The organism is Lentilactobacillus kosonis (assembly GCF_003864335.1).
GTDB lineage: Bacteria > Bacillota > Bacilli > Lactobacillales > Lactobacillaceae > Lentilactobacillus > Lentilactobacillus kosonis.
Genome location: NZ_BEXA01000002.1, coordinates 18,105 through 35,974 on the forward strand (window position 1 = coordinate 18,105; position 17,870 = coordinate 35,974).

The following is a 17,870-nucleotide window of genomic DNA, read 5'->3' on the forward strand; positions in this document are numbered from 1 at the left end:
TTAAATGGTAAACTATTAGTAACGATTGTAAGCGATTTAATAATAATCTTATTTAAACGGAGTGATTAGTTTGATTTCAATTATTGTGGGTACCCATGGTGGATTTGGTAAAGAGTTAATTAAAACTGCTGAAATGATATATGGTGAACAAAGTTTGGCAACGGCTGTTTCAATGTTAGGTTCAGATTCACTTGATACAACAACAGCAAAGTTTAAAGCTATAATTAATGATCTGCCTAAAGACAATCAGGTAATTTTTCTTACAGATTTATTTGGCGGCACACCATTTAATGTCTGTGCACAAATTCAAGCAACTAGTCCACAAAGATTTGAATTGTTGTCTGGGGTTAACTTAGGAATGCTTTTAGAAGCATTAATGAATAATAATCGAGATGTGCATGGGCTTGCTGATCATTTGGTCGAAGTTGGCAAGTCGGCAATTAACAAATTTCAAATTTCTAGTGATGAGGAGGACGACTTATTATGACAATGGAGATTGCACTGGCACGAGTTGATAGTCGACTCTTACATGGCCAAGTTGCCACGTTTTGGACTAAATATGTAAACCCCAATCGGATATTAGTAGTGTCTGATTCAGTAGTAAAGGATCAGTTGCGGAAAACATTGATTTCTCAGGTTGCACCAGCTAATGTGAAAGCAAATGTTATTTCGGTTGATAAAATGATATCAATTTATCAAGATTCCAAATTTGATTCGTTTAAGGCGCTGATGCTAACCGAAACGGTTGAGGATATGGTTAGGTTAGCGCGGGGAGGCGTTGATTTTTCGACAAGTGGCATTAATTTAGGTAACTTAGCATTTACCCCAGGGAAGCAAATGATTACAGATACGATTGCTGTCGACGATGAAGTCATCGCTCAGATTAAGACTCTTACCGATGAATTTAGTATTCATGTTTATGCGCAACAGGTTCCAAGTGAAAAGCCGCAAAACGTATTGGATTTAATTAATAAATAATTGGGTGATTGATATTGTTACTAGCTAGTTTTTTTATTTTGATAATTGCTTGTTTAGCTGGAATTGATGGAATTTTGGATGAATGGCAATTTTACCAACCCATTGTCACGTGTACCCTAATTGGATTTGCATTCGCTGATGTTAGCACGGGCATATTATTGGGAGCTACTTTACAGCTGATTATGAGCGGATGGGTTAATTTGGCTTCGGTAATTTCTCCCGACATTTCGTTTGCTGGCGTGGCCTCAGCAGTTATGGTGTGTGGTCCGGCTCAATTGACAATTGGTCAAGGAACTATAATTGCCATTATTGCTGCAGTGATTGGTCGATTTTTGACTATTCGAACGCGTAAGTTTATGGTCAATGTTACGCACCAAGCTGATCAGGCCGCTATTGAAGCAAATTTGAATAAAATTAACTTACTACAATGGTTAAGTATGTTTATTCAAGGGTTACGGGTTATGGTTCCAACAATCTTAGTGTTATTGTTATCAAATACAGTGGTCGGCAGTTGGGGTCAGATGATTCCCAAGTCAGTAAATATTGGACTTGATGCCTCAACCGGGTTGCTATCAGTAGTTGGTTTTTCGATTATCATCACGACAATCGAAACTAGAGCACTTTGGTTATGGTTTGTTGGCGGATTTTTAATCGCCACCTTCTTAAAACTGGATCTAGTGATAATTGTTTTGATTGGCATTTGTTTAACGATTATATACATAATTATTGAAAATCGACGTAATGATAAAAATGCTCAGGATGATCCTTTTAGTGATGATTTAGATGACTTATAGGATGTGGATAAAAGAGATGAAAAGTAACACTCAAAATAAAATAACTAAGTGGGATTTTGGTCGTGTATTCCTTCGATCATCATTTGAACAGGGATCTTGGAACTATGAACGAATGCATAACTTAGGTTTCGAGTTTATATTGGTACCAGTAATTCGAAGATTATTTCCAGATAGTAAATCCCGTTCTGAAGCAATGATTCGTCATCTAGCTTTTTTTAATACCACGCCGATGATGCAGTCTTTAATCAGCGGGGTGACAATTAACTTGGAAGAGCAAGTTGCTAACAAGCAGTTTGCTCCTGATCAAATAAATCAAGTTAAAACAGCCTTAATGGGACCATTGGCATCGTTTGGAGATCCTTTGTGGTGGATTGTTTTAAGGCCAACAATTGCGGCAATAGCTATTGAACTTTGTACCTCTAAACGGCCGATTTTAGGACCAATTTTCTTTTTTGTTACTTGGAACGTTATCAGAATGGGCTTCAGGTTAGTTAGCCAATGGGTTGGTTACAAACGAGGCCTTAATATTTTAGGAATTATTCAATCGCCAATTATTAAAAACATTATAAAGGGTTCTTCAATGTTTGGAATGTTTTTAATGGGGGTCATGATTGCTAGATTTGTGCGAATTGATATCTCTGGTTTTACATCGCACTCATTAATCAAAATGACTAATTTTAGTCTGATGACGGCTATATCATCATTAATTTCAATAGGATTAACGCTAGTCAGTATTTGGCTTCTGCGCAAACGAGTGAATGTGGTTTGGATAATGTTAATGATCGTTGTTGTTTGTGTTGGTTTATCATACATTGGAATTATAAATTAAAAAGCAAGCCCCTAAATAGGGACTTGCTTTTTTGTTGACGTTTAATTAATATCCGGATTGGTATGTTGTGGTATCGGTTCCGGTTCCGTAGGTATCCGTTGAAGATTCATCGGTACCGGTTTGAGACGCAGATAATTTTGTTGATTTTTTAAGTCCAAGTGAACTGCGGATTTCATTAGAAACTCTTAGCAATTCGGATTGAGGAACATCTTGATAAGAAAGTCCGTCAATCATTGCGTCTTGCCCTTGTAGGGTTTGTGACTTGATATGGTGGGTTGCATCCCCATATTTGGCTCTAATTGCAATCAAATCATCAAAAGTCATATCGGTTTTTAAATTACCGTTTAACGAGCTTAAAATTTGCTTGTATCTTGGTAGAGAAGTCATGTTGATTCCCTTCATTACCAATTTCTTGATAATATCACGTTGTCTAACTTGGCGACCGTAGTCTCCAAGAGGATCATCATCACGCATTCGGGAATAATCAAGGGCTTGTTTACCATTTAAATGAATTTTAACGCCCTTAGTAACATTCGCATGACCGTACTTGAACGTTAACGTTGGCTTAACGTCTACGCCACCAACGGCATCGACCATCTTTTCAAGTCCACCCATGTTAACAATTGCGTAAAAATCGATTGGAATATCTAGCAATTGTTGAACGGTCTTAATTGCTGTTCCAGCTCCGCCAATGGTGTAAGCCGCATTGATCTTTTCGTATGGTAATGTGTCTCCAGGAATCTGAACTCGTGTATCTCGTGCAATACTGGTTAAATGAATGGTTTCTTTTTTCGGATTAACTGTTGCGACAATCATTGTATCCGTCCGACCAGTATCATGACGACCGAGGGCCCCAGTATCTGTTCCTAATAGTAAGATTGATAAGGGTTTGTTTTGTTTAATAACTGATGAAACATTTCTTGACTTGGCAATTGATGCTCCGTCATAAGTTTGCTTGAATGTCTTCTGAGCACTCTTATAAGCGCCGTATCCCCAAACTAGACCGCCACCAACAATTAGTAAGACAATTATGAAGATTGTCCAACCAATTCGCCTCCGCCGTTTATTTTGTGGCTTGCGATAGTGTGGCTTTTTATCTGAACGTCTAGAATATACAGGATCAAAATTTTTATCTTTATCATCTACTGGCATATTTAATTCCTCAATTTTTAAAGTATAACAAAAAGTATATTGCAGAATATTGATACTTAAAATGATTTATCGGTGATTTTAACTTATTTTAATAAATATCTAACTTTTTGCTGATGAAACAACTGCTTTGATTATAGCAAATGTTAATAATAAATTGTGCTACAATATTAAAAGTATTAGATTTCTTAAGGAATCGAGGAGGGTTATGTCAGTTTTTTATTCTGCCGTTTCTGGAGTCTTGGAAATTTTAATAATGATTGCGTTAGGGTTTATCTTAGCCAGGAATAATTGGTTTGATGCGAAAATGACCAGTTTAATTGCAAGATTAGTGACTCAAATTGCGCTGCCAGCGTATATGGCCGCAACAATTATTGAAAAGTTTACGGCTCAGGAATTATTAAAGACATTACCGGATTTGTTATTCCCGGTAATGTCAATGTTGACGTTATTTATCATATCAATTCCAATTGCTAAAATTTTCAAAATCAAGCTTCATCATCGAGGATTATTTCAATCGATGTTTGCTAATTCCAATACAGTGTTTGTTGGGTTACCAGTGAACATGGCGTTGTTTCACCAGCAAAGTTTACCATTTGTGTTGGTTTATTATATGGCCAATACAACTTTCTTTTGGACGTTAGGAGTGTACTTGATTCAAAAGGATGGTACAGGTAGTGGCCATTTTGATTGGCGAACGACTCTAAAAAAGGTGTTCTCACCGCCGTTAATGGGATTTATTGTTGGTGTAATATTTGTCTTATCAGGTATCAGTGACATTTTTAAAGATCCTAATGGCCTAGGATTTTTATTATCAGATTTAGAGTACATAGGCGGCCTAACCATTCCACTATCGATGATTTTTATTGGAATCTCAATAAATAGTGTTAATTTAGTAAATGTTCATTTTGATCGAAGTCATTGGTTGATTTTGCTGGGACGATTTGTGATTGCCCCAGCATTAATGGCGGCTTTAGTTATTCCGTTGCCGATGCCGCTGTTGATGAAACAAGTATTTATCATGCAATCAGCTATGCCAGTAATGACGAATGCACCGGTAGTGGCTAGACTGTATAATGCCGACTCGGAATATGCTTCGATAATGGTTACCGAGACGACTTTAATGAGCTTATTAGTAATCCCAATTTTAATGGTTTTAGTTCAACACATATAAACCTATAATAAATTCGGAGTTAAACTAATGGCGGTTTAAACTAGATACTGATTTGCGGTGAGTTAAACAATTCAGTTATTTATATTTATTAAGGGGGGCAGACTACAATGGCAAAATTAGTGGTCATTAGACATGGTCAAAGTGAAGCCAATCGGGATAATGTTTTCACTGGTTGGAGTGATGTGCCATTAACTGATCTTGGTTATTTGCAAGCTCACAAGGCAGGAACAAAAATTGCCCAATTAAAAATTAATTTTGCTGATGTACACACCTCATATTTGAAGCGGGCCATTATAACGGCTGATATTATTATGGATGAGTTAGATCAAAGTTATGTTCCCATTCATAAAACATGGCGGTTAAATGAGCGTCATTATGGGGCGCTAAGGGGACGTAATAAAGCTGATGTCGAGCGTGAAGTGGGTGGTAAGCAGCTAAAAGTTTGGCGGCGAAGTTATAGTGTGGTACCTCCTATGCTACCGAAAGCTGATACTGAAGAGCGTTACCAAAGAATTGGCATTCAAATCCCCAGAGCAGAAAGTCTGGAGATGACGTGGCAACGAATGATTCCATATTGGGTTGACCACATTGCACCTAAATTATTAGCTGGTAAAAATCAGTTGATTGTGGCTCATGGAAGTACCTTACGAGCACTTATTAAATATCTGGACAATATTTCCGATGAACATATCACTGAGGTTGAGGTTCCTAATGGAAAACCAATTGTCTATGAGTTCGATAATAAACTAAAAATTATCAATAAAAAAACGATTGGGTAAATCCCAATCGTTTTTTATTATGCTAATGCACCCATTGGATCCCACGGATCTAAGACCGTTGGTTCCTGTTTTTGGGCTTGTAATTGTTCTTCGGAAAGATACTTTTTGTTAATCACAAATTGATAAACAAATTCATTCATCCATTCATCACTCATAACAAAGTAACCTTTGTTACCAGGTTTTTCCCCCCAGCTATTTTCAACCTTCCACTTAGTTGGATAACCATCAACTAGGTCAACGCCAGTGATTACCATGGCATGAGTCATCAAACTTTCACCATAATCAAGGCGTTCTGACTTAGATAATGATAGGTCGGTACTAAATAGTTCATCAGGAGCATAGAGTCGCGTATCCATAATTCCTTTTTTAGAATCAGAGCTTTGGCCAACATCACTACCGAACCATACTGTTTCGCCACTTTCGAGTTGCTTGATGGCTAGGTTCTTTAGTTCATCCATCTCTAGGTTAAGATGCTTAACTTGCCGACCACCTTCAACGTTACCAAGCATCTCAATGGTATAAGTCTTATCAAATGGTTTATCAGCAGTAGGTGAGTTAATTAATGAAACATAGTCATTCAAATCAATGCCAACATATTTATCGAAGAATTCCTTGGGAGTAATTCCTCTTTCGATATGATAATTGCTATCTTTATCTCGGTATTCAAAGTCGAATTGATCAACTGGTTCACCCAAACTGTAGGATAACATCTTGTAAATCTCGTTCAACATCTTATCTTTGGCCTGGCTTAACTCTTCATCTGATGCTTTGTTAGCAACTAATTCTCTTAAAATAACGGCATTGTGGCGAAGCTTTAAGTTAAGAAATTTATTTAATTCACGAGAAGCAGAACTGCTAAATGTTTCTGGCATTACTGATTTAGGAACAATGCCGTACTTTTCAATCAAAGCACAAAGCATGTCCCATTGACCGCCATCTTGTTGAGGCGTAGCCATTAACCACGCAACTTTACGGGAGTTAAGTGGTTCACTAGCGGTACGGATGACATTTTCTAAGAAGTAGTTTTGATTTTTCGAATTTATCCCAAAAGTTTGTATAGTTTTGGGATAGTTCAAAATCATCTGCAACTTTAAAACTATTCATTACTCTAACACGCATAGTGTTAAGGGCAGCAAACATCCAACAACGACCGCTTTGTTTCTGGTCAGCAACTTTTCCAGTTGATAAGTCAATTGAAAATACTGGTTCCATTGCACTATCAGAATTAAAATCCGAACTAGTGCCTAGAATCCCCTTATGGGTTACAGCACGACGAATAACAGCAGAGCTGTGATCTTCGTCTAGATTTTGCTGATAACGTTTGATTTGATCAAGCTTAATTTTTGATGTCAAAACATATCACACTCCTTAATGAGTTATCATTTTACACTCATTTTTAATCAAAAGACAGTAGGGGCACCAAAAGGTTTAAACAAAAAATCCTTCCACACTTTTGTGGGAAGGATTAGAAATGAATCAATTAATTTACCTATCTAGCTTGTAAAATTTCTGGTCCGTTTTCACGACCAACGATAACCGTATTAACTAAGTCTAAGAAGAGGCCATGTTCAACAATTCCAGTCATTGAATCTAGGTCTGCCGCTAGGGCATGAGGATCTTCAATTTTACCCATATGAAGATCAATCACGTAATTTTGTGAATCAGTTAGGACGTGTTTACCATCAACCATTCTGAATTCTGGATGGTAACCTTTAGCATCTAGGCGTTTAAGCAATTGCTGGCTACCATAAGGAATCACTTCAAGTGGAAGTGGGAAAGAGCCTAATTCATCAGCCATTTTACTTTCATCAACAATCCACATGTTTTGCGAGAGTTAATGGCGACAATTTTTTCCCATAGATGTGCTGCGCCGCCACCTTTAATTCCTTGGAAATTTTTATCAATTTGGTCGGCACCGTCAATTGTTAAATCAATGTGGTCAACCTCATCAACATCTTTAATAGTAATGCCCAAGTTAGTAGCTTGTTCGGCAGTTCGCTTAGAAGTAGAAACTCCAACGATGTTGATACCTTCCTTTTGGACACGTTCGCCCAAATAATCAACCATGTATTTAACAGTTGAACCTGTTCCAAGTCCAACAATCATTCCGTCTTCGATAAAATCAACGGCGGCCTTACCAACTAGTTGCTTTAATTCGTCTTGAGTCATTAATATTTGCCCCTTTACGATAACGTAAGTTTAATGTTTTACCAACCAATATTCTGACGGTCATTTTCGGTTTTGTCAATCTATTAAATTAGAAATATGTAGTTTATAATTTAGAAAAAAGATAAAAGAGGTATCTATATGTCACGAGGATTTGAAATTGTTTCTAAGTATGCAAATGAAGGACTTAATATTCCTCATCGAACAACTGAAAATGCGGCCGGATATGATTTTGAAAGTGCCACTGATTTCACGCTACCTTCCATTTGGAAATTGAATTTTGTCAAATTACTTTGGGCTATCAAGCATGAAAATAGTTTATCGGAGAGTGAAGTCGCCAAAGCTAAGGCAACCTTGAAACCATACCTGGTACCAACTGGTATTAAATCATATATGAATTCTGAAGAGGTATTGATTATTGCTAATCGATCAAGTAATCCACTAAAGCGGGGGCTTATTTGCCAAACGGAATAGGGGTTATTGATGCCGATTACTATAATAATGAAAGTAATGAAGGCGAAATATTTGTGCAGTTAATAAACTTTTCGGTAACCGATGTCGTAATAAAAAAAGGACAGCGAATTGCTCAAGGAATTTTCATGCCATATCTATTGGCTGACCAAGATGGATTAACTAAAAAAGCTACTAGAATCGGCGGTTTCGGCTCTTCGGATAAATAATTTTAAGAAGCAATAAAATAATTCGGATAAGTTCAATTTTAGTTGACTTCAATGATACAATGGTGTTATATTATGGAACGTTTAAATGATATTAAAAGACATTAGGAGAAATTTAATTGGCAAAAGTAAAAACGCAGTTTGTGTGCCAAAATTGTGGCTATATCTCACCTAGATATTTAGGCCGGTGTCCTAACTGTAATGAATGGAACACCTTAGTAGAAGAAACTATTTCAAAGCCAACAAATCCATTAGCTACCCCAAGCAATGGAATTCATAATAATCAACCAGAGCCAATTACTCAGGTTAAGTTTCAGTCGGAGAAACGGGCGGATACTGGAATGGAGGAGCTCGATCGGGTACTTGGCGGCGGGGTTGTTCCAGGATCACTAGTATTGATTGGTGGGGATCCTGGAATTGGTAAATCAACACTAATGTTACAGGTTTCAGGTAATCTAGCCAAAAATTCAAAAGTTTTATACATTTCTGGTGAAGAAAGTGCTAGTCAAATCAAGATGCGTGCTGATCGGCTAGCGGTTGGTGGTGATGACTTATTAGTATATCCGGAAACAGATATGAGCGTTATTAAATCAGCTATTAATGATGTGCAACCAGATATTATTGTGATTGATTCTGTGCAAACTATGCAGATTCCAGAATTACAGTCAGCAACTGGTTCGGTAGCTCAAATTAGAGAAGTAACGGCTGATTTAATGAGCATCGCTAAGGGTCAGGGAATCACCGTGTTCGTTGTCGGTCATGTTACTAAAGGCGGCGCTATTGCTGGACCAAAGATTTTGGAACACATGGTTGACACCGTTCTTTACTTTGAAGGTGATTTGCATCACTCTTACCGAATCTTACGTGCAGTCAAAAACCGGTTTGGTTCTACTAATGAACTGGGTGTGTTTGAGATGCGTGAGGATGGTTTAGCTGAAGTTAGCAATCCATCAGAAATATTCTTAGAAGAACGATTACAGGATGCCAATGGCTCGGCAATTGTGGTATCTATGGAAGGAACCCGACCAATTTTGGTTGAAATTCAAGCTTTGGTTACTTCTTCAGTGTTCGGCAATGCTCAACGAACTGCTACGGGATTGGATCGAAATCGGGTTTCTTTGATTATGGCAGTCCTTGAGAAGCGGGCGGGCCTGATGTTACAAAATCAGGATGCATATTTAAAGGCGGCCGGTGGGGTTAAGCTTGACGAACCGGCAATTGACTTAGCGCTTGCAGTTAGTATTGCCTCTTCATATAGGAATAAGGGAACGAACCCCACTGAATGTTTTGTCGGTGAATTAGGGTTAACTGGTGAAGTTAGGCGAGTTAATCGAATTGAACAACGGGTTCAAGAGGCTCAAAAACTGGGCTTTACTAGAATTATTGTGCCCGCAAATAACTTGTCTGGATGGTCCGCCCCTGATGGTATTGAAGTGATTGGTGTTAAAACAATTTCTCAAGCTTTAAAGATTGCGTTGGGTTAAAATGGATATAAGGAGGTGAGAAATTTGCGGAAAAGAATTGTACAGTTAATTTTTACAGTAGCTGGTGGCGCGTTAGGCGCAAGTTACTTCCCACTTGTCTGGTTAATGTTTCAAGTTAGGTATGGTACCTTACTAAATAACACGATTACCAATGCTATTTTAGGCGCAATTATTTTTTATTTACTATCATTAATATTTGGTAATGCAGTATTGAAGCTAGTTGATCGAATTGAAAAGGAATTGACCAGTCAAAGCCCGGTTCAATTATTATTTGCTTCATTAGGACTAATTCTTGGATTGGTTGTTGCGTCATTGATCTCAATCGTTTTCTTCAGAAGCCACACGATTTTTATTAACACAATGATTCCAATATTAATAATGGTTGCTCTAGGTTACTTTGGTTTTCGAATCGGTAGTACCCAATCTGATCGTTTTAGAAAGATGTTTAGTCGGAAAAATAAGGAATTCAATAAAAATGAAGAAGATGGTGAAGAATCCATCATTGACAAACCCTTAGATGCCAACTACCATCATTACAAAATTTTGGATACAAACATCCTAATTGATGGCCGAATCTATGATATTGTAAAAACTGGTTTTATCGAAGGAACTTTGTTAGTTCCAAAATTTGTTCTTTATGAATTACAATACATTGCTGATTCTAGCGATAGTGTTAAGCGAGTTCGGGGGCGTCGAGGCCTAGATATCCTTAACAAATTACAGAATGAGGATTTAATCCCAATTGAAATTTCTGATCGTGACTTTGAGGATATTTCTGAAGTTGATACTAAACTAATTCAATTAGCTAAAGAAGTTAATGGGGTTATTGTTACTAATGACTATAACTTGAATAAAGTTATTCAATTTCAAAATGTTGATGTCTTTAATATCAATGCCTTATCAACTGCGCTAAGACAAAAGATTTTACCTGGGCAAAAATTAAACGTGTTAGTTGTTAAGAATGGTACTGAGCGACAACAAGGTGTGGCTTATCTTGATGATGGCACGATGGTGGTGGTTGAAGATGGTAAATATTATCTTAACAAACACATTGATGTCGTTGTTACCAGTGCCATTCAAACAGATGCTGGTAAGATGATTTTCGCTGATCCAGAACACTCAACTAAAAAAATTAATCATGATGAAAAACACGACAGCTAATTAAATAAGTTCCAGATAAATATTAGTTAATAAAAAATGGAAGGGCCGCGGCCCCTTTATTTTTTAGGGGTTCATTGTACACTAAAAATACTGACAAAATTAGAATTTTAGAAAGAGGCGTTATAAATTGGCAAACGACGCAATTCGAGTTCGTTATGCTCCAAGTCCTACTGGTCATTTACACATTGGAAATGCCAGAACTGCAATTTTCAACTATCTTTTTGCCCGTCATAATAAGGGTAAATTCATTATTAGAATTGAAGATACTGATACCAAAAGAAACGTAGCGGATGGTGAAAAGAGTCAGCTTGAAAACCTAAAGTGGTTAGGTTTGGACTGGGATGAAGGTCCTGATAAGCCTGGCGACGTTGGTCCTTACCGCCAATCAGAACGACAAGATATTTACCAACCATTGTTACAACAACTTTTAGATGAGGGTAAGGCTTACGAATCTTACCGGACTGAAGAAGAGTTAGAAGCTGATCGTGAAGCTCAAAAAGCCCGCGGTGAGATGCCTCATTATGAGTATGAATATGCTGGTATGACTGATGAAGAGCGTAACCAAGCTATTGAAGATGCTAAGGCTAAGGGATTAAAACCCGTTATTAGATTTAGAGTTCCTCAAACCATGATTATTCGTGGGAAGATATGGTTAAAGGTAATGTTTCATTTAATTCTGATACTATTGGTGGCGACTTTGTTATTGCTAAGCGTGATGGCATGCCAACTTACAACTTTGCGGTTGTCGTTGATGATCATTTGATGAAAATTAGCCATGTTTTCCGTGGTGATGATCACGTTGCCAATACTCCTAAACAATTGATGATTTATGAAGCATTTGGCTGGAAGGCACCTAAATTTGGGCATATGAGCTTGATTATTAGCGCTGATACCGGCAAAAATTGTCTAAGCGTGATGAAACGGTATTACAATTTATCGAACAATATCGTAATTTGGGGTATCTACCAGAAGCAATGTTTAACTTTATCTTGTTACTTGGCTGGTCTCCAGTTGGAGAAGATGAAATCTTTACTCAAAAGGAATTCATCAAGATGTATGATGAAACTCGTTTGAGTAAATCACCTGCTAAGTTTGACTCTAAAAAGTTGGAATGGATTAATAATCAATACGTTAAGTCATCTGACGAAGACATTATTATGGACCTAGCTTTAAAGCAATTAATTGAAGCAGGTAACTTGCCTAAGGACCTTGACGAAAAGACAATCGAATGGGCAAGAAAATTAATCAATGTTTACAAACAACAAATGAGTTACATGGCTCAAATTAATGAAATGGCCGATGTCTTCTTCAATGAACCTGATCAAGTTGAGGGTGAGGCGCTTGAAGAAATTTCTAACGATGATGCTAAGACAGTATTAACTGCCTTTAAGCAAAAGATGGATGACATGGCAATCTTCGATAAGGTTCAAATTTTAGCCGCTATTAAGGCTGTCCAGAAAGAAACTGGTATTAAGGGCCGTAAATTGTGGATGCCAATTCGAATTGCCGTTACTCATGAAATGCACGGGCCAGAATTACCTGAATCAATTGAATTAATTGGTCGTAAGACTGCAATTAAGCATGTTGATGAAGTATTATCACAACTTAATATTTAATTATTAATAGAAAAATATTTTTTTAAAAATTGGTCTGGTTAGTTTAGACAGGCCAATTTTTTATTTTGCATTTTTTTAATGTGACTGGAAATTTAGAAATCAAGGGTCATATATGCTATGATTTCAGTGTATATAAAATGCCAAGGAGGATTAAGAATGCTACAGATTTTTAATACATTGACTCGTAAAAAAGAAAAATTTGAGCCATTAAAACCAGGCGAAGTGAGTATGTATGTCTGTGGTCCAACGGTGTATAACTATATTCATATTGGAAATGCTAGAAGTGCAGTGGCATTTGATACGATTCGAAGATATTTTGAATACCGTGGATATAAAGTTAACTATGTTTCTAACTTTACAGATGTAGACGATAAAATGATTAATGCTGCTAAGGCAAATAACACAACTGTTAAAGCCATTGCTGATAAATATATTGCTGCTTTTAATGAAGATATGAAGGCCTTGAATGTATCCAAGGATATTATTCATCCTAGGGCTACTGAAAATATTCAAGAAATCATCGAGTTTGTCCGCGATTTGGAACAGGAAGGATATGCGTATAACGTTGATGGTAATGTGTATTATCGGGCAAGAAAATTTGCTTCATACGGAGCGTTAGCTCATATTAATGTTGACGAGCTTGAAGTTGGAGCCAGTAATCATGTTAATGATGAAGAATTCGCTCAAAAAGAAGATCCAATTGATTTTGCATTGTGGAAGAAATCAAAGGGCGATGAAATTGCTTGGGATTCTCCATGGGGGAAAGGGCCGGCCAGGTTGGCATATTGAATGTTCAGTTATGTCTACTAAGTACTTAGGAGATTCAATTGACATTCACGGTGGTGGTGAAGATTTAATCTTCCCCCATCATGAAAATGAGCGAGCACAGAGTGAGGCCAAGACTCATCAACACTTTGTCAAATATTGGATGCACAATGGCTTTGTTACGGTTGGTGCTGATAACGAAAAGATGAGTAAATCACTTGGTAACTTCATTACCGTTCATGATTTATTAAATGAATTAGATGGGTCGGTAATTAGACTGTTAATGTCGACAACTCATTATCGTCGCCCAATTCAATATAATGACGCTAGTATTCAAGAGGCTAAGAGTAATCTTAAAAAGCTTCAAAATGCGTATGAAAATCTTAATTATCGTTTAGATGATGCAACCGGCGGGAATGATCCGAAGATTGATCAAGAAATTCGTCAGGTTGTTGCTGAATTTATCGATAGTATGGATGATGATTTCAATGTTCAAAATGGAATTGCTACTGTGTATGAATTAGCTAAGCTAGCTAATAATTATGTACAAGGAAAAGACGTTCAAAAGGACACAATTAACCTATTCTTGAAGAACTTACAAGAACTATCTTTGATTTTTGGGGTTACTTTTCACAAAGCTGAACTAGATGATGCTGAAATTTTGGCATTGATTGATGAACGAAATCAAGCGCGAAAGAACAAGGATTTTATTCGGAGTGATGAAATCCGGGAAGAACTTACTCTAAAGGGAATCGTATTAGAAGATACTCCCCAAGGAACAAGGTATAGAAAGGAAAAGTAGAATTAATGACTGAAGACTTTTCTTCAATTAACGGGATCGCGTTAGCCTATATGGGAGACGCGGCCTACGAAGTTTATATTAGAGAACACTTAATCCAACAAGGACTAACTAAGCCTAATCGGCTACACCATATCGCAACCAACTATGTTTCGGCTAAGGCCCAAGCTGCCTTGATTAAACTTATGGAAGAGGATGACTTTCTTTCAGAAGATGAGTGGGAGTACTTTAAACGTGGCCGTAATTCTAAGAGTTACACGCATGCTAAAAATACGGATGTTGTGACTTACCGAATTTCAACTGGATTTGAAGCGGTTTGCGGTTTCTTATTTCTAAGTGGTCAAAGCGACAGAATGAAATCACTGGCAGAATACTGCATTAAACAAGTAGAAAGTGGGCGCATCCAACATGGTAACAACTGAAAATGAAAACGAAGATTTTATTATTGGTCGCCACCCAGTGATTTCTGCATTGAAGGGCGATAATCCGGTTAATAAGTTATTTATTCAAAGTGGGCTAAGTGATGACGAAAACGTCATTTCTGAAATTTTGAAATTAGCTAAGAAACGTAAACTGGTAGTTTCTCAAGTTCCTAAGCAGAAACTAGACCTACTATCAGACCGTCAAAATCATCAAGGAGTTGTGTTAGCAGTGGCAGCGTTTAAATACGCTTCAATTGATGATTTATTTGATCACTCTGAAGAAATCGGGGTGGCACCATTTTTTGTAATTCTAGATAATATTGAAGATCCTCATAATTTAGGATCGATTATCAGAACTGCTGATGCAGCCGGAGTTACTGGTGTTATTATTCCTAAACATCGGGCAGTTGGGTTAACATCCACGGTGGCTAAGACTTCTGCCGGCGCAATTGAACGAGTTCCTGTGGCCAGAGTTACCAATATTTCAAATGCAATTAAAGAATTAAAGGACCGGGGACTATGGATCTTCGGAACTGACGTTAGGGGAACTGATTATCGTCACTGGGATGCTAAGGGCCCCGTTGCGGTAATTATTGGTAATGAAGGTAAGGGAATATCACCACTGGTTAAGAAACAAGTTGATGAAATGCTAACAATCCCAATGGTTGGAGATATCCAAAGCTTGAATGCTAGTGTGGCTGCCAGTGTGTTGATTTATCAAGGATTTAATTCACGTAATCCTATTAGTGGAAACTAGGTGATTCTATGAAGGAAGAATTGCTGATTGTTGATGCTTATAACATGATTGGTAACTGGCCTCATTTGACAAAATTAAAGTTGGCTGATCGTTTGGAAGATGCAAGGGATGAGTTATTAAGTGAACTTGCTGAGTATAAGAAGTATCAAGACGTCAATATGATTGTGGTTTTTGATGCGATGTACGTTCCGGGAAATTCAAAGAGCTTTATTAATAAGTATGATATGGAAATTGTTTGGACCAGCAAGGATCAAACTGCCGATAGTTATATCGAAGCTTTGGCTAGAAAGAAACAGGATCGCTTTACTCAAGTGATCGTGGCAACTAGTGATCAAGCTGAACAGTGGACCATATTTGCTGCGGGAGCATTAAGAATTCCTGCTCGTGAGTTATTGGCAGATGTTCAGAGAACTAAAAAGGACGTTGAAATTGAGGCGCGAAAAATTACTGATCAATCATTAGTTGCTCGTCGGGGCAAATTGAAGCCTGAGCAATTAAGGGCGTTGGAACGTCTCAGGGATCGGCTTTCAAATGAAGGCCATTAATAAAATATTAGAATCTTAATATTAATAAATTGGTATATTTAAAATAATTAACGATAAACTTAAGTTCGCTTGTTCAGAAAAATATCTTTTTGTAATGTATGTTTGAAAAATACAAAGGGAGAAATTTTCATGAACAACTTAACAGAACAACAAAGGGTGATCGTAGCTTTAAATGGTAATGACGAAGTATTTGAAGAACTTTTCACTCAATACTATCCAGTTGCTAGAAAGGTTCAAAACAACTTCTTTATTTCTGGAATGGATAAAGATGATTGGGATCAAGAAGCCCGAATTATTTTATATAAAGCAATGCAAAAATTTAATCCTAGTATGCGAGTAAGCTTTGGAAGTTTCTATAGTCGCTCGTTGAAAAATCGGGCCATTGATTTAGTTCGGCTAAACAATGCACAAAAACGGGTTCCTGATAATCAATTAACGTCAATTGATGTTAATGAAACCTATTATTCTGATACAATGATGGATGATGCTTCAACATGTCCTGAAAGAACAACAATGTATTTGGAGAAATTTGAATGGGTGTTAAGCGAATGTTCTGATATGGAACGTGAAGCATTAATTAAAATGATTTCGCAACCTAATCAAAATCTCAAATTAGATCAAAGTCGGGCGTTAACAAATGCATTTGAGCGATGTCGTCGAAAATTTAGAAATGACTAAATTGACGATATTTGAATTGAATGCTATGATTGTTTTGCTTGTTAGGAGGTGCCAAAATGGCACAAAGAAAGGCTGCTCTAGCCTGTTCAGTTTGTGGTTCTCGTAATTACATGATTCCAGTGAACCCTAACCGTTCAGAGCGACTCGAGCTCAATAAATTCTGCAAACATTGCGGAAAGTACACGCTGCATAAAGAAACTCGTTAATTAAATTGTCGATTAAGTAGGGAGATTTAAATTTGAAATTAGTAAACTTTTTTAAATCAGTAGTTGCTGAAATGAAGGTTGTTACTTGGCCAAATGCTAAGCAAACCAAAGATGACACCAGTACTGTTGTTGGTACAGCAATTATCATGGCGATTTTCTTAGGGATTGTTGATTGGCTTGTTCAATACGGCTTGCAACTTTTAGCTAAGTAAATGTCGCATTATTATTAGATATTTGATATTATGTGTTTGAGGCCTGAATTCTTTCAGGTTTTTTTGTTTGTCGTAAATAATTACAGTGAGTTACTTAAAGGAGATTAAAACATTGGTTGAATCCGTAGAAAAAAGATGGTACGTGTTGCATACGTATTCTGGTTATGAAAATAAAGTCAAGTTAAACCTTGATAGTCGTAAAGACTCAATGGGAATGGCTGATTACATCTTTCGAGTAGTTGTTCCTGAAACTGAAGAACATGAAGTTAAAGATGGTAAAGACAAGGTTAAGATGGATAAAACTTTTCCAGGTTATGTATTGGTTGAAATGGTTATGACTGATCAAGCTTGGTATGTTGTTCGAAATACTCCAGGGGTTACGGGATTCGTTGGATCTCACGGTCAAGGTAGTAAACCAACACCATTATTAGACGACGAAGTAAGCTTAGTGCTAAAACGCCTAGGGATGAGTACTCGTCATGAAGAGCTGGATGTTAATATTGGTGACACTGTTAAAATTATTGATGGCGCCTTTACTGGTTTAGATGGTAAGGTTACTGAAATCGATAACGAAAAGATGAGATTAAAAGTAAATATCGATATGTTCGGTCGAGAAACTAGTACTGAATTAGAATTTGACCAAGTGGATACTGAAATCTAATAATTCAAATCAGGTGAC

General features: G+C 37.2%; 16 protein-coding genes and 5 pseudogenes. 18 read left to right on the forward strand and 3 right to left on the reverse strand.

Annotated elements, in window-relative coordinates; all coding sequences use genetic code 11:
• Positions 1 to 70: 70 nt before the first annotated feature.
• The 4 genes from NBRC111893_RS02970 to NBRC111893_RS02985 are packed head-to-tail and all read left to right on the forward strand — an operon-like array spanning position 71 to position 2,601.
• Positions 71 to 487, forward strand: a complete 417-nt coding sequence (locus NBRC111893_RS02970; RefSeq protein WP_160114439.1) for a PTS sugar transporter subunit IIA — start codon at positions 71 to 73, stop codon at positions 485 to 487.
• Entirely contained in the window at positions 484 to 978 is a 495-nt protein-coding gene (locus NBRC111893_RS02975; RefSeq protein ID WP_125007938.1) for a PTS sugar transporter subunit IIB, read from the forward strand. The genes NBRC111893_RS02970 and NBRC111893_RS02975 overlap by 4 nt, the downstream gene beginning before the upstream one ends.
• 14 nt (positions 979 to 992) lie before the next feature.
• On the forward strand, positions 993 to 1,772 hold the full coding sequence (locus tag NBRC111893_RS02980) for a PTS sugar transporter subunit IIC (RefSeq protein WP_160114440.1): 780 nt from the start codon (positions 993 to 995) through the stop codon (positions 1,770 to 1,772).
• Positions 1,773 to 1,788: 16 nt separating this feature from the next.
• On the forward strand, positions 1,789 to 2,601 hold the full coding sequence (locus NBRC111893_RS02985; protein WP_160114441.1) for a PTS system mannose/fructose/sorbose family transporter subunit IID: 813 nt from the start codon (positions 1,789 to 1,791) through the stop codon (positions 2,599 to 2,601).
• Between the two features lie 45 nt (positions 2,602 to 2,646).
• On the opposite strand, the gene NBRC111893_RS02990 is transcribed toward NBRC111893_RS02985, so the two are convergent.
• Complete coding sequence (locus tag NBRC111893_RS02990) at positions 2,647 to 3,753, reverse strand: LCP family glycopolymer transferase (RefSeq protein WP_125007941.1); 1,107 nt, start codon at positions 3,751 to 3,753, stop codon at positions 2,647 to 2,649.
• Between the two features lie 205 nt (positions 3,754 to 3,958).
• Between NBRC111893_RS02990 and NBRC111893_RS02995 the strand changes: the two genes are divergently transcribed.
• Positions 3,959 to 4,924: an AEC family transporter gene (locus tag NBRC111893_RS02995; protein ID WP_125007942.1), complete on the forward strand. Its 966-nt coding sequence runs from the start codon at positions 3,959 to 3,961 to the stop codon at positions 4,922 to 4,924.
• 107 nt (positions 4,925 to 5,031) lie between these two features.
• A complete protein-coding gene (locus NBRC111893_RS03000; protein WP_125007943.1) occupies positions 5,032 to 5,703 on the forward strand; it encodes a 2,3-bisphosphoglycerate-dependent phosphoglycerate mutase in 672 nt (223 codons plus the stop codon).
• Positions 5,704 to 5,720: 17 nt separating this feature from the next.
• Here NBRC111893_RS03000 and NBRC111893_RS03005 read toward each other — a convergent pair.
• Positions 5,721 to 7,056, reverse strand: a pseudogene (locus NBRC111893_RS03005) (C1 family peptidase).
• 136 nt (positions 7,057 to 7,192) lie between these two features.
• Positions 7,193 to 7,872, reverse strand: a pseudogene (rpiA, locus tag NBRC111893_RS03010) (ribose-5-phosphate isomerase RpiA).
• Between the two features lie 138 nt (positions 7,873 to 8,010).
• Between rpiA and NBRC111893_RS03015 the strand changes: the two are divergent.
• The 12 genes and pseudogenes from NBRC111893_RS03015 to nusG all read left to right on the forward strand — a co-directional run bounded on the left by NBRC111893_RS03015 (position 8,011) and on the right by nusG (position 17,852).
• A pseudogene (locus NBRC111893_RS03015) lies at positions 8,011 to 8,549 on the forward strand (dCTP deaminase/dUTPase family protein).
• A gap of 116 nt (positions 8,550 to 8,665) precedes the next feature.
• On the forward strand, positions 8,666 to 10,030 hold the full coding sequence (gene radA, locus NBRC111893_RS03020) for a DNA repair protein RadA (RefSeq protein WP_125007944.1): 1,365 nt from the start codon (positions 8,666 to 8,668) through the stop codon (positions 10,028 to 10,030).
• 15 nt (positions 10,031 to 10,045) lie between these two features.
• Positions 10,046 to 11,191, forward strand: coding sequence for a PIN/TRAM domain-containing protein (locus tag NBRC111893_RS03025; RefSeq protein ID WP_125007945.1), 1,146 nt, complete (start codon positions 10,046 to 10,048; stop codon positions 11,189 to 11,191).
• A gap of 127 nt (positions 11,192 to 11,318) precedes the next feature.
• Positions 11,319 to 12,807: pseudogene (gene gltX, locus NBRC111893_RS11580) on the forward strand (glutamate--tRNA ligase).
• Positions 12,808 to 12,963: 156 nt separating this feature from the next.
• Positions 12,964 to 14,374 (forward strand): annotated as a pseudogene (gene cysS, locus NBRC111893_RS03035) (cysteine--tRNA ligase).
• A gap of 5 nt (positions 14,375 to 14,379) precedes the next feature.
• A complete protein-coding gene (locus tag NBRC111893_RS03040) occupies positions 14,380 to 14,793 on the forward strand; it encodes a Mini-ribonuclease 3 (RefSeq protein ID WP_125007946.1) in 414 nt (137 codons plus the stop codon).
• Entirely contained in the window at positions 14,780 to 15,550 is a 771-nt protein-coding gene (rlmB, locus tag NBRC111893_RS03045) for a 23S rRNA (guanosine(2251)-2'-O)-methyltransferase RlmB (RefSeq protein ID WP_125007947.1), read from the forward strand. The genes NBRC111893_RS03040 and rlmB overlap by 14 nt, the downstream gene beginning before the upstream one ends.
• Positions 15,551 to 15,558: 8 nt before the next feature.
• Positions 15,559 to 16,095, forward strand: coding sequence for an NYN domain-containing protein (locus NBRC111893_RS03050; RefSeq protein WP_125007948.1), 537 nt, complete (start codon positions 15,559 to 15,561; stop codon positions 16,093 to 16,095).
• Between the two features lie 129 nt (positions 16,096 to 16,224).
• The gene (locus NBRC111893_RS03055) at positions 16,225 to 16,773 is read left to right on the forward strand and encodes a sigma-70 family RNA polymerase sigma factor (RefSeq protein ID WP_125007949.1); all 549 of its coding nucleotides are present in this window, start codon (positions 16,225 to 16,227) and stop codon (positions 16,771 to 16,773) included.
• Positions 16,774 to 16,829: 56 nt separating this feature from the next.
• Complete coding sequence (gene rpmG / locus NBRC111893_RS03060; protein WP_125007950.1) at positions 16,830 to 16,979, forward strand: 50S ribosomal protein L33; 150 nt, start codon at positions 16,830 to 16,832, stop codon at positions 16,977 to 16,979.
• 32 nt (positions 16,980 to 17,011) lie between these two features.
• Positions 17,012 to 17,191, forward strand: coding sequence for a preprotein translocase subunit SecE (secE, locus tag NBRC111893_RS03065; protein WP_125007951.1), 180 nt, complete (start codon positions 17,012 to 17,014; stop codon positions 17,189 to 17,191).
• 112 nt (positions 17,192 to 17,303) lie between these two features.
• Positions 17,304 to 17,852 (forward strand): transcription termination/antitermination protein NusG, encoded by a 549-nt coding sequence (gene nusG / locus NBRC111893_RS03070; RefSeq protein WP_125007952.1) that lies wholly within the window; start codon positions 17,304 to 17,306, stop codon positions 17,850 to 17,852.
• Positions 17,853 to 17,870: the final 18 nt, after the last annotated feature.

Coding starts and splice junctions, on each gene's coding strand:
- NBRC111893_RS02975 (WP_125007938.1), top strand. CDS start 484: ATGACAATGGAGATTGCACTGGCACGAGTTGATAGTCGACTCTTACAT.
- NBRC111893_RS02985 (WP_160114441.1), top strand. CDS start 1,789: ATGAAAAGTAACACTCAAAATAAAATAACTAAGTGGGATTTTGGTCGT.
- NBRC111893_RS02990 (WP_125007941.1), bottom strand. CDS start 3,753: ATGCCAGTAGATGATAAAGATAAAAATTTTGATCCTGTATATTCTAGA.
- NBRC111893_RS02995 (WP_125007942.1), top strand. CDS start 3,959: ATGTCAGTTTTTTATTCTGCCGTTTCTGGAGTCTTGGAAATTTTAATA.
- NBRC111893_RS03000 (WP_125007943.1), top strand. CDS start 5,032: ATGGCAAAATTAGTGGTCATTAGACATGGTCAAAGTGAAGCCAATCGG.
- NBRC111893_RS03040 (WP_125007946.1), top strand. CDS start 14,380: ATGACTGAAGACTTTTCTTCAATTAACGGGATCGCGTTAGCCTATATG.
- rlmB (WP_125007947.1), top strand. CDS start 14,780: ATGGTAACAACTGAAAATGAAAACGAAGATTTTATTATTGGTCGCCAC.
- NBRC111893_RS03050 (WP_125007948.1), top strand. CDS start 15,559: ATGAAGGAAGAATTGCTGATTGTTGATGCTTATAACATGATTGGTAAC.
- NBRC111893_RS03055 (WP_125007949.1), top strand. CDS start 16,225: ATGAACAACTTAACAGAACAACAAAGGGTGATCGTAGCTTTAAATGGT.
- rpmG (WP_125007950.1), top strand. CDS start 16,830: ATGGCACAAAGAAAGGCTGCTCTAGCCTGTTCAGTTTGTGGTTCTCGT.